Origin of the sequence: Natronorubrum aibiense (assembly GCF_009392895.1) — an archaeon.
Lineage (GTDB): Archaea > Halobacteriota > Halobacteria > Halobacteriales > Natrialbaceae > Natronorubrum > Natronorubrum aibiense.
Map to the genome: position 1 here is coordinate 318709 of NZ_CP045490.1, position 12351 is coordinate 331059.

Below are 12351 nucleotides of genomic sequence, written 5' to 3' on the forward strand. Positions count from 1 at the left end.
ACACCAGCTATTGGTGAGTGATAACGTAAACTGGTCCGGAACGTCAGAGTGAGTCAGCGTCGTTGCCTTCCCTCGAGCAACTCTGCCCTCACCGCAAGTACAGAGTTTGGGATCACTATCATGCAAAAGTATAAATGCACATAGTTGAATCGTTCTCACGATGCAGTCTAGCGATACGCAACCACTTTACAGAGATTCGACTGTCTCGATCACGAAACGTGTTACCGACCTGCTCGATAGAATGACGCTCGAGGAGAAGGCCAGGCAACTTGTCGGGACGTGGGCGGGCCACCTCGAGGAGTTCAAAGATATCGACGACGTCGAAAAGGAAGTCACAGAACACAACGTCGGGGCCGTCGCATCGTTCGGATGGGGCGGGGCCATGGACATGCGATTGGACGAGATCGTCGAGAACGTCAACCGACTTCAAGAAGCCGCGCTCTCGGAGACACGGCTCGGTATTCCCCTGTTGTTCAACGTCGACGCCGTCCACGGTCATGCCTACGTCGCCGAAGGGACAGCGTTCCCCAACGGTCTCGGCGCCGGAGCGACATGGGATGTCGACTTAATCGAGCAGGGTGCCAGCATCACAGCCACCGAGGTACGCCGGAGCGGCGCACACCAAAACTACTCGCCGACCTGTGACGTGGCCCGTGACCCACGGTGGGGACGCACGTTCGAAACGTTCGGCGAAAGTCCGTATCTCTGCGCGAAATTGGCGGCTGCGAAGGTTCGTGGCTATCAGGGCGACGGGATCGAGGACTCGTCGTCGGTCATTGCGACGGCGAAACATTTCCCGGCCTACAGCGAACCTGCGCGTGGCGAAGACGCCGCTCCAGTCGAAGTGTCAGAGTACCTGTTGCGAAACGTCTTCTTGCCGTCGTTTCTCGACGTCTTGGACGAGGACGTCGAGTCGGTGATGCCCTGTTACAACGCTGTCGACGGGGAACCCGCACACGGATCGCAGCGCTATCTGACAGAACTGCTCCGTGAAACGTTGGATTTCGACGGCACCGTGGTCTCCGATTGGGGCGGCGTGAAGATGCTCGACGAAGATCACATGATAACTGCTGACCATCGCGACTCCGTCCGCCAGACCCGCAAAGCCGGTCTCGACATCGCGTCTGTCGATGCGATCGAACACGCCGATCATCTCGTCTCGCTCGTCGAGGACGGCGAAGTGGCCGAAGCCGTCGTCGACGACAGCGTCGAGCGTGTCCTCGAGCAGAAGTTCCGGTTGGGGCTCTTCGAGGACCCCTTCGTCGACCCGAACGAGGCACGTGACGTGGTCGGTGCCGACGCCCACCGCGAGGCATCCCTCGATGTGGCACGTGACGCGATGACGCTCCTGAAAAATGACGCCCTCCTGCCGCTTGACGAGGACTCGGACGTCCTCGTCGCCGGGCCAAACGCGGATAACGTAGTCCACCAGCTCGGTGGCTGGAGTGTTCCCGATCCCGAAGGCACCGACGTCGTGACGATCCGCGAGGGAATCGAAGCAGCCACCTCCGGCAATGTCGTCTACGAACAGGGGTCGACAATGAATGACGCGCTCGATATAGATGCGGCCGTTGAGGCAGCCGAAGACGCGGACATCGCCGTCGTTGCTGTTGGCGAACCGTGGTATCTCCACGAGTTCGGCCCGACTGTCGACACCGGAACCGAACCCGATGAGTTCCCAAACCGACACACCCTCCATCTTCCGGACGCCCAGCGCGAGCTCGTGGAAGCGATCCACGAGACGGGGACACCCGTTGTTGGCGTGTTGATTACGGGCCGACCGCTCATCGTCGACTGGATGGCCGAGCACGTGCCGGCGCTCCTCATGGCGTACTACCCGGGGACGATGGGTGGTCATGCGGTTGCCGAGACGCTCTTCGGCGAGAACGACCCCAGCGGCCGATTGCCAATCTCGATTCCGAAATCCGAGGGGCACCTGCAGACACGGTTCAATCACTTTCCACACCCCACACCTATCGGGCAGGAAGAACACCCCTCGTCGTACGATCCACTGTTCGAGTTCGGCCACGGACTCAGTTACACCGACTTCGAGTACGGCAATGTGAGCATGGCCGAGTCTACCATCGGACCACACGACACGACGACGGTTCGAGTGCCGGTCGAAAATGTCGGCGACCGAGCGGGAAGCGACGTTGTACAGGTGTACGTCACTGACCACGCGAGTTCGCGTATCACGCCGGTCCGTGAGCTCCGTGGTTTCGAGCGGGTCTCGCTCGACAGCGGCCAGCGAGTGACGGTCGAAATCGAGGTCGACGCGGCCGAACTGGGTCGAGTGGACGACAACGGCGTCAGACAGACAGAGCCCGGGGAATACTCGGTACACGTCGGGAACCAGACAGTCGGACTCACTATCGAGACAAGCTACGACTGACCGACGCCGTCGAGCGAGATCGCCTCTACCGTGATTTTCTGTGCTTCGATATCCTCGAACACTGCTCCCCAGCCACCGACAGTGAGTATCTCGTCGCCAGTATCGATCCTCACCACCGCGTAGGTCGAGAGCTGTTCGAGCGATGGTGAGTCGTCAGCGATTACGTCAGGATAGTAGATGTCCGTGACTGTCCCCGTGACTGTTCGGAACTCATCGGCCGCCACGTCGATGCCTGAGATGGTTACAGCGATAGTCCCACCGTCGTGGTGCAGCGAGGAGATGTCTCTGATAAATTCCTTGAGGCTAATATACGACTTCGGGAGTTCCTGACTTGGTTCCAACGGTTCCCACGAGTACCAGAGGCAGGTTTGATAGTACCAGTGGTTGATAAACGAGAGGATATTGTCATTGATCAGGATACCGTAGCTCTCTGTGGACCGCGAGTTCGGCGCGAAATACGTTCGACTCCGGTCGAGCACGGCGATGAACGGGCCGGGAATCTTGACGATTCGCACTTCGAGGTTTGGCTTTGAAAGGTCCCACGCGTTACTTCGCTCGGTCAGACCGGATTCATAATAGATGGCGATATGGACGATAACACCCCGTTCAGCAGCCGAGTAGAGGGCTGCCCGTAGCGATTCGAACTGATCGGCAGTCAGCGCGATTTCAACGGCAATGTCGGTTTCTCGAATCTGCGTTCGAACGTGTTCAAGGACCGTATCAGCGTGCTTGACCACGCCCACCCGGTGGTCGTTGAGATCCGGTTGCTCCCAGCGGTCTTCGAGTTCCTCGGCAGCATCAGTAAACAGTTCGCCCCGTTCGCGCAAGTGAGTAAGGATGTCGACGGGATCTGCAGGCTCTGCATGTAATCGATCCTGATCGATCGTGTTGACGAACCCTTTCGACTCCAGTGACCGGAGCGTATCGTACACCTGTGACTTCGGGACGTCGGACTTCTTTGCGACATCAACAGCCGGGAGGCGACCGTAGTTGATCAGCGCTAGATACGTTTCGGCCTCGTAGGCGGTGAGATCGGCGTTTTCTAACGCCTGTCTGAGCGTCTCGTGGTCCATAGGCGATAACTCGCGGCCAAGTATGAAAGGTTACTGCATCCGCGTATGCTGTTAATCACTATTCCGTAAATTCATATTCACCAACCATTCTGCATAGAGTTATGTTATTTGTCTATTAGCAGATTCGATGTATAACAACGCTATACCGCATCTAGAACCAACCATTTCGAGAATTGAAATTCAATATTCCTCGATCTATAATGTGATGAACAAATCCGATATTGGTGTGTAAGAACTGTATTAATATACTATCTTAAACTTCAATTTGTATCTCGTAACGATCCACCTGCGCTGTGCTGTCGGTTGCTTCTGGGCGAGCGTCGGTCACAACACCGTTTGAAACACATCCCTTCGGAGCCACCTCTGTTGAGTTGGACTGTTATACACCTGTTTTGATAGCGCCACCTGCAACGAAGGGTCACTAGATACGGGGGGAATAGAATCGATAGAGGAGCAGGTATTCAGCTGTGCCTCGTCGAATCCCAGTGCAAATCGCTCGTTGAGCGGTCAGTTGACGACGAATCAGTGGCAACACTTCCCAGGAAGATCAAAGGCGGAATCGACCACTGGCTCACCTTCATCGGTGAGCCAGCGGTCGCCCCGACGAACAATGCAGCTGAGAACGCACTTCGTGAACCAGTCGTTCTCTGGAAAATCATCGGAACACTTCGTAACGATCGAGGTATGTTCGTTCACGAGACGATCTTGTCCCTGCTGGCGATATGGCGCCAGCAGGGACGCAATCCCTACGAAGAACTTCGCCGAGTCGTCAGCAATAATGAGAGGATCTCACGGGCTCACGCTGTGCCGGCTGTCGAGACTTCGGGGTAAACTCATACCCTATGGAAACGTCTTCACTCACGTGTTGTTCTATATCGGTCGTTCAAATGACCCGCTGTTTCGTATTGGACCGTTCGGTGCTGTCTATACATTCGTATGAGTGTAAAATACACGGCTATATATCATGACAGAGTCTTCGGACCGATGCTGATGGTTGTGTGGCCAACCGTATTCTATGTATCATAGATTAGAGTGTACCCTGTTCGGGGTAACGTCAACCACTTCTCGAGTCGCCAAAAATTCATACTTGTCCATCACAAATACAAATATATGAGAAAATAATAGAAAGTGGTTGGCTACATCTTCGAAACTGTTCTCTCACCGTATTCGTGGATCAGAACAGTCCGCTGTCTGTGTGATCGCCCCTTACAGGGTTACTTGGACCGGTCTAAGAGTTATTATACGATACATGGAATTGGCTTAAGGGAACGTTCAACCATATTCTTTTTCATTAGTTATGAAAAGCCGTATATCTTCAATTCACGGAATGGTGTTTCTATGGGTGAGCTGCTGGTTCTATAATACATAGATTTAGGTGAATAGTCGATAAGAAATGAATGATGACAGATGAAAGCCAGCTGTTGACGACGACGGACACATCGTTGACGGTAATCGAAACGATTCAGGAACTTGACGGGGCGACGCCTGCAGAACTCGCAGCGACGACAGAACTGTCCAAGAGCACCGTCTACAAACATCTCTATACACTTTCACAACACGGCTACGTTATCTCCGACGGCAATGAATACCGACTCGGGACGCGATTCTATCACATTGGAATGTATGTTCGGAACCGCAGCAAGGTGTACGAGCTGGCGGGAAAGTACGTTATCGAACTCGCTGAACAGTCAAACGAGGAATCCGATTTCGGGATTGAGGAGAACGGCCGCATCGTGACATTGTTCGATTCGGTCGGCAGTTCCGCCAAGCCAAGTTCTCGTCTTAACAACTATGAGTACATGCACACTACAGCGATTGGGAAAGCTATTCTCGCCCGGTTGCCGGAGTCCCGCGTCAACGAGATCGTTGACCGGTGGGGGCTCCCAGAACTTACCGAGGAGACGATCACGTCGCGGTCGGAACTCAAAGCTGAACTTGACCGCATTCGGGAACGGGGTTATGCAATCAACGATCAAGAGTCGATACCGGGTAAGCGCGTCGCCGGTGTCATCGCCAAGGACCCTGACGGAAACATTATCGGGGGATTCACCATTTCCGGCCCAGCTTATCGGATTGAAGACACCGACCTCCATCAAGAATTCCCCGATATTCTGCAGCGAGTCGTGCCAGACTTCGAGAGGGAACTAGTCTCACAGGGGCTCCTGTAACCGACCTCGAGATCGACCGAATACCGATAATCAATCCTTTGATATGCCTGTAATCGAGACTTGAATTTCGTACGTATCGGTCTTTCTGGCATCGATGGTTAAACATCCTACAGAGAATAGCGCTTCCTGTATCCATCTGATCGCTTTCCCGACATTCATTCAAAAGATTAAAATAGTGTAGCCTACACGTTGAGTGTGTATGTCATACGAATCGCTTCCGGTTGCAGCATTGGCACTGGCACCGCCGCTTCTCGCAATTTCACTCGCGATGTATACGCGGCAAGTGCTCGTGTCGCTGTTCGCCGGGGTATGGATCGGTGCGTTGATGATCGCCGACTGGAATCCGATCGCAGCAACAGCGTTGTCAATGGACTGGATCGTCGAAGTCGTCAGATCACCATTTGACACCAAGTTTCTGATCTTGATTATGTTCATGGGCGCTGGTGCCGCGTTCATTTACAAATCAGGCGGAATCATCGCGCTCCAGAACTGGATCGGCCATCGGGTGAACACGGCACGGGACTCGCAGATCCTAACATGGCTCATTGGGATTTTCATTTTCTTCGACTCGTATACGAGTACAATCGTGACGGGCAACGCGACTCGAGAACTCTCCGAAGAGAACAACACATCTCGAGAGATGCACGCCTACGTGCTAGATTCGACGACCTCACCGGTGACGACGTTCGGTCCGGTATCGAACTGGATCGGATACCAGGTCTCGATGATTATCGTCGGCTTCGAGGCTGCGCAGTTTACCGCTGAGGAAGTCGGGATCACCGCGTTTGGGCTCTTCCTCCAGAGTATTCCGTGGAATATCTACTGTTTCCTAGCGTTCTTTATGGTTGGGTTTATTTCGATCACTCAGCGGTTCTATGGCCCTATGTTGGATGCCGAGTGGCGATCGCGAGCCGAAAAGAAGACCCACCGCGACGACGCGACGCCGCTGTCCGATATCACAACCGACGTCGGCGAACCAAGCGAAAAGAACCCTACCTTAATCAACTTCTTCGCTCCGATTCTAACACTGTTGATCGTGGGTATCGTCTCGATGTGGTGGCTTGGCGGCGGTCACCAGCCAGGTGTTGACGTCGCAACCGCGTTCCAAGAGACCGACGTCGCACTCGGTCTCTTGTACGGCTCGTTCGCGTTCATGGCCGTCGGGATGCTCGGTGCGGTTGGCTTCGGGACGATGGATTTAGAGGAAGCCAGCGACACCGTAATCAACGGGTTCAAGACGATGATGATCGCAGCTGCGATCATCGTCCTCGCCTGGAGCATCGGTCACGCCGCCGAACAGGTTGGGACAGCGGAGTATATCGTCGACATGATGGTCAACAGTGGCGTTCCCGGTTCGTTCCTACCGCTCATAATCTTCGTGGCTGCAATGTTCATCGCGTTCACTACAGGAACGTCCTGGGGCACTATGGCAATCCTAACCCCGCTTGCGATTCCGCTGGGATACGAACTGGTCGGTCTGTCGATCCTCCCAGTTCTGATGGGCGTCCTGTTCGGCGGCGCGATCTGGGGCGATCACGTCTCGCCGATTAGTGACACTACAGTCATGTCGTCAATCTTTGCTGGGTCCGACCACATTGACCACGTGAACACCCAGGTACCGTTTGCGATGACTGCAGCCGGCGTGACGGTTATTGCACTGCTTCTGTACGCGGTTGGACTTACCTCTGTGATGGTGTTGCTCCCACTGTCTGTCGTTCTCACCGCCATCGTTATTATCGCGCTGAACAAGTTCGACGCGCGCCGCAAGAACCTCCCAGAAATCATGCCGACGGCCGAAGCCATCGACAACGGCAAGGTCAACGTAGAAGGGATCGAAAACGGGGAGCGCTCCGCCGCGACACGTGGCAACGGGACGTATGACTACCTCGCGTCGATTCCACTCACTGCGGTTGGCATCGTCGCCGCATACCTCTGTTTGGTATTCGCGTTCGTGACCTTCGGGTTCTGACGCGTCGTCCCCGTTTCTTCTCTCTCAACTTCATTCGGATCCATCTGGAGCAGAGTGCGAGCGATCACAAACGGTATACATATCCTCCGTACAGTATCGTATATGCCAACCATTCATGCCATCGCGACCGGTGGGACAATTGCGTGTACGTCGGGACCAGATGGAGCCGTTCCGACCGAATCGGTACAGGAACTTGCGCGATCCTATTCGGATGTTTTTGAGCACGTTGACGTCGAACTGGACCAGTTGACGCAGACTCCGAGTTCGGAACTGACGCTCGAAGATCTTGAGTCGCTGGCCCACCGAATTCGGACTGTGGCCAACGATGTAGACGGCATCGTCGTCTTCCATGGAACTGATACGATTGAGGAGACGGCTTATTATCTCGATCTCGTCCTAGAGAAGGACGTACCCGTCGTTCTCACGGGAGCCCAGCGAGCGCACGATCAAGTTAGTCCCGACGGACCGGCGAACGTCCGTGGCGCCCTCAATGCAGCGAGTCACGAGTACATCCGGGATGGAGTCTACGTCTTTTTTAATGATCTACTCCATGCAGCGCGACCGGTGACGAAGCGCCATAGCAGCAATCCCAACGCCTACGATTCGGGAAACTACGGGCCCGTCGCAGAACGGACACCGGACGGGTTCTGGTTCTACCGTCGTCCCGAAAGCCTATCGCGGACAATCCCCACTCGAGAACTGACGGCGACTGTCACTGTCGTCCCGACGTCGACGGACACGAGCGGCGATAGAATTCGAGATGCGGTCGATCGTGGCATTGACGGCATTGTCGTTGACGCACTCGGACTGGGAAACGTCCCGGGAAATATGGCTGCCGCCGTCAAAGATGCAATCGAAATGGGCGTTACAGTTGTCGTTACGACGCGGTGCCGGAACGGTATCGTCTCCGATGTCTACGGCTCCGACGGCGGTGGGAAGACGCTCAAAGAGGCGGGCGCCGTATTCGCATCCAACCTCTCAGCCCACAAAGCTCGACTTAAACTCCTCGTCGCACTATCAACGTGTGATGACGACGGAGACATCCGTGCGCTGTTCGATCCTGAACGGTATACCGGGCATGGATACATACGGACCAAACATGACGTATGACCATGTCGTATCGAAATTATCATAAATAACGGCAACATCGAAGTCAAAAGAGTGAATGGTCGATAGACTATCCGTTAGTCCTTATATGATTTATAGTTCCACATCACCTCGGATGACGTCTCTTAATCGAGTACGCTGTTAAAGAAGCAGACAGGAATCGATTAAGACACGCTACAGTTTCCGAGTGAACCCGCCGTCATGAGAGGCAGTGCTGTTTCTCTTTTCGTAGGAACGAGATAGAGAGATATGAAACATTACTCGGACTGTAGGGGGTTTCTTGAGTCGTATGAAATCCCCAATTCGGCTGAAATAATGCATTGTAGCCCCGTTAAACGCCCTGTCGTTTCATCTTTCGAGCTCAAGAATTTCCTATATCAATATATAGTTTATATAAACCAGGACATTGATCTAGATCCCTCGAGAAGATCGAAATCGGTCGAATTGGCGTTTTCCACAGCCACTGTGCGTTAGTCCAGTAATGTACAGTGAATTTATCTACCCCGACACTGTACGGACATCCGAACCAATGGATCCGAGCAATTCGGCGGCTACGCCCGGAGGACACCCGCTCGAGACCACCATCGACGACTTTCTCGAGTCGGGCAACAAGGCTGGCAACTATCGCGACGCACTCGAGCGCGTCCTCACCCAGTGGCGACAGCGACTCGAGCAACGCGACATCGAAACGGTCGAAGAGATCGACAAGCGAACGATGGCGAGCTACGCGCAGTATCTCTCCCGGCGCGTTGACGCCGGGAAAAGCCGAACTGTCGACGGCGGCATTACTGCAGCCACCGCCTGGACCTACTACGACTACGTCTCGTCGTACCTGTCGTACTGCGTCCGGTGGGACTACCTCGAGGAAAACCCCGCACAAAAAGGGATCGCGCTCGACGAACTCCCCCCGCGGCCGACGAACAAAAGCGGCGACCAGCAGTTCTGGTCGGTCGACGATCGACAGGCGTTGCTTCGCTACGTCGACGACCGTGCACATCGGGCCGTCGACGAACGAGGCACTGGTGCACTCGAGGAACTTCGCGATCGCGCGCTCAGCTACGTACTGGCGTACTCCGGCGTTCGCGGCGGAGAGATCCTCGCAGATCCACGTGATGAGCGGCGTAACGGCCTCCGCTGGCAGGACGTCGACCTCGAGAACAATCAACTGCTCGTCCTCGGGAAGAACCAGCAGTTCGAAGAAGCACAGCTCCCTGCACAGTGTCACGGCCCGCTCGAGCGCCTCGAAACAGCGCTCGAGCCATCGTCGCCGGAGTGGCCAGTGTTCGTGACGAGTCATGCCCCCTCGCTCTATGGTGTGTTGCCTGATGACGTCGATCCGTCCGCAGGCGAGCCACTCGAGTTGTGTCGCAGCCACGACATCGTGCCGCCGTCACTCTCGACGAACGGTGGGCGGTCGGTCCTGAAGCGACTCTGTGACGAGGTCGACCTCGAGGTCGACGGCGAGTATCTAAAACCCCACGGCGCGCGCCGTGGCGTCGGCGAAGCGGTCTATCGTGAACGCGGACCGGCGGCAGCCCAGCGAGCACTTCGCCACGCTGATCCGCGGACCACGTCGGAAATGTATGCCCACATCGAAGCGAGCGAACTCGCAGAAGAGGTTGGAGACGTCTTCGAAAACGAATGACATCCTCCGCGCCGTAAACGACGCGGTTTCCCTCGCGGGAGTCTCAGCCGATCTATGACTTGCTGGAGGAAGTATTGCCGCCACGGTGGACGGTACTCGGTTTGTGCGCCGTTCTTTGGGAATGTCCCTTGCGGGAGAACGTGGTGACACCGACCCTTCGTGGTCGTCCTCACGAAAAACATTCAGAGGGACTGAAGGACCTGCTAACTGGACCTGCAACAAGGCAAAATAAGAAGTTCGTCAAGTTCGATAAGTCCGAAGACGAGGTAAGGCGAGGAATGAGATTTCGATGAGATACGTCGGTTCCTCGAACAGATCGATGATGATCATGCCGAGTAACCTGGACCAGTAATTGCTTTGCTGCTGGATGCAGCACGATTCAACGAACATCACCGATACCTGATAGAAATTGCAGTGTTCAGTTCGCACACCCACTTATCGGTCAATTCGCCTGAGAAAGAGTGTAACCAACACCGTGAGAAGATTTCTATTATACTCAAAGTAAAGAAAATAATATACTAAAAATATTAAGTGTTGAAAATATTAATTTTTTACTATCGAATATATTTATAATATATATTCAATAACAAATATCAATGGGTGTGTGATCCACTCGTGATGGATCATGTCACGACCTGAAAGCGACTCCGAAACGGAGCGCAGCATTATAAGCAATGCTCGTCGCCGGTTCCTCAAGACAACTGGAGTGGCGGGAGCGGCCCTCGGCGCCGGAGCAATAGGAGCTAATACCGCCTTCGGCGATTCACACAACGGCGATGACGAGGAAGAGGAAGGAATCGTCAAAGATCTTGAGGGGCAGCTGCCAATTGATGACCGATATCTTCGGATTGCCGTCAAAGCAGCGGGCCAAGCGGCACAACTCCATCAAAATTACTTTGGTTCCATCGAACAGTCAGAGGAAAAAGACCCTCAGAATCTTCTTACAGAGGTTGACACGGAAGCGGAAACACTCCTTCGCGAGACCATTGAAAACGAACTCGGTGATGACTTCGAAGAGGAAGGCCACGCCATATATGGCGAAGAGCAAGGCGGCGGTGAGGGAGAGTACAATTATCTCTGGATGCTTGATCCCCTCGACGGGACGACGAACTTTATCCAAGAGATTCCACATTTCGGTGTCAACATCGCTGTCATAAAAAATGATGGCGAGGAAGATGAAACCGATGCAGAGTATCCCGGAGAGCTGTATGCTGGTGTAACGTACTATTCGCTTCGAGACGAGGTTTGGGTGGCCGTCAAAGACAAAGGTGCGTACAAATTTGAGAGTGATGGCTTTGACCTTGTAGATGAGGATTCTGAGCCAGAACAACTCATAGTCACTGAGACAGACACCTTCTCAGATGCGCTTCACGGGGTCGGGTTCTATAGCAAAGACACTGCCGACGATTTCGGTTATATGGGTCTCTGGAGATACCTCTTTGCGGACTCGATAGGGACACGACTGAGCGGAGCGGCCGCACCGGATATCGCGTTTGTTGCCGATGGCCAGTTTGACACATGCTCCGTTGCTGATCTCAAGGAAGTAGACGTCGCACCTGGAGCATTGATCGTCCGAGAGGCGGGCGGAACAGTAACCGACTTTGAGGGTAACGATGACCTTGATTCTATCCTCTCTGGAGATCTCGTCGCTACAAATAGTACACTCCACGAAAATTATCTGAACCTCTACGATGCAGCTGGAAAAGACTGGCTCACCACGCCCGTCGACGCATTGATTGGAAAGGTTGATGAAATTCTAGATAGATCTGAGAGGTGAAGCCAAGAGAAGACCAACTACCAATCGGCTATCCACCCCTATTCTTTTAGATATTGTAAATAATGAACCACATATATAACATCAAACAGTACGTGGCCCACTAATTCCGACGCTGTATGGCGATTCAATGGAGTCCGCCAGAGTTTATGCGATTCATGCCCGCCCTGTTCGGTCTTTTTCCGACTGGTATCGGAACGCTCGTCCCTCACGGAAAGGGCGG

At 54.2% G+C, this 12351-nt stretch carries 7 protein-coding genes and 1 pseudogene; 7 read left to right on the top strand and 1 reads right to left on the bottom strand.

From position 1 onward, the window contains the following. The first annotated feature begins 160 nt into the window (after positions 1 to 160). A complete protein-coding gene (locus GCU68_RS19975; RefSeq protein ID WP_227015127.1) occupies positions 161 to 2392 on the top strand; it encodes a glycoside hydrolase family 3 N-terminal domain-containing protein in 2232 nt (743 codons plus the stop codon). On the opposite strand, the gene GCU68_RS19980 is transcribed toward GCU68_RS19975, so the two are convergent. Then, positions 2383 to 3465, bottom strand: coding sequence for a TrmB family transcriptional regulator (locus GCU68_RS19980; RefSeq protein ID WP_152944378.1), 1083 nt, complete (start codon positions 3463 to 3465; stop codon positions 2383 to 2385). The genes GCU68_RS19975 and GCU68_RS19980 overlap by 10 nt on opposite strands. 489 nt (positions 3466 to 3954) lie before the next feature. Here GCU68_RS19980 and GCU68_RS19985 point away from each other — a divergent pair. From GCU68_RS19985 to GCU68_RS20010, 6 genes and pseudogenes are all read left to right on the top strand, one after another. Continuing rightward, positions 3955 to 4296 (top strand): annotated as a pseudogene (locus GCU68_RS19985) (IS66 family transposase); the annotation flags it as partial. Between the two features lie 569 nt (positions 4297 to 4865). Beyond that, positions 4866 to 5633, top strand: coding sequence for an IclR family transcriptional regulator (locus GCU68_RS19990; RefSeq protein WP_152944379.1), 768 nt, complete (start codon positions 4866 to 4868; stop codon positions 5631 to 5633). A 199-nt stretch (positions 5634 to 5832) separates the two neighbouring features. Then, complete coding sequence (locus GCU68_RS19995; protein ID WP_193565109.1) at positions 5833 to 7602, top strand: Na+/H+ antiporter NhaC family protein; 1770 nt, start codon at positions 5833 to 5835, stop codon at positions 7600 to 7602. 102 nt (positions 7603 to 7704) lie between these two features. Further along, entirely contained in the window at positions 7705 to 8712 is a 1008-nt protein-coding gene (locus tag GCU68_RS20000) for an asparaginase (protein ID WP_152944380.1), read from the top strand. Between the two features lie 526 nt (positions 8713 to 9238). Then, positions 9239 to 10354: a tyrosine-type recombinase/integrase gene (locus GCU68_RS20005; RefSeq protein WP_152944381.1), complete on the top strand. Its 1116-nt coding sequence runs from the start codon at positions 9239 to 9241 to the stop codon at positions 10352 to 10354. A gap of 625 nt (positions 10355 to 10979) precedes the next feature. Then, entirely contained in the window at positions 10980 to 12131 is a 1152-nt protein-coding gene (locus GCU68_RS20010) for an inositol monophosphatase family protein (protein WP_152944431.1), read from the top strand. Positions 12132 to 12351 lie beyond the last annotated feature (220 nt).

Excerpts from the sequence above, each read along its gene's own strand:
- GCU68_RS19975 (WP_227015127.1), top strand. The coding sequence starts at position 161 with ATGCAGTCTAGCGATACGCAACCACTTTACAGAGATTCGACTGTCTCG.
- GCU68_RS19980 (WP_152944378.1), bottom strand. The coding sequence starts at position 3,465 with ATGGACCACGAGACGCTCAGACAGGCGTTAGAAAACGCCGATCTCACC.
- GCU68_RS19990 (WP_152944379.1), top strand. The coding sequence starts at position 4,866 with ATGACAGATGAAAGCCAGCTGTTGACGACGACGGACACATCGTTGACG.
- GCU68_RS19995 (WP_193565109.1), top strand. The coding sequence starts at position 5,833 with ATGTCATACGAATCGCTTCCGGTTGCAGCATTGGCACTGGCACCGCCG.
- GCU68_RS20000 (WP_152944380.1), top strand. The coding sequence starts at position 7,705 with ATGCCAACCATTCATGCCATCGCGACCGGTGGGACAATTGCGTGTACG.
- GCU68_RS20005 (WP_152944381.1), top strand. The coding sequence starts at position 9,239 with ATGGATCCGAGCAATTCGGCGGCTACGCCCGGAGGACACCCGCTCGAG.
- GCU68_RS20010 (WP_152944431.1), top strand. The coding sequence starts at position 10,980 with ATGTCACGACCTGAAAGCGACTCCGAAACGGAGCGCAGCATTATAAGC.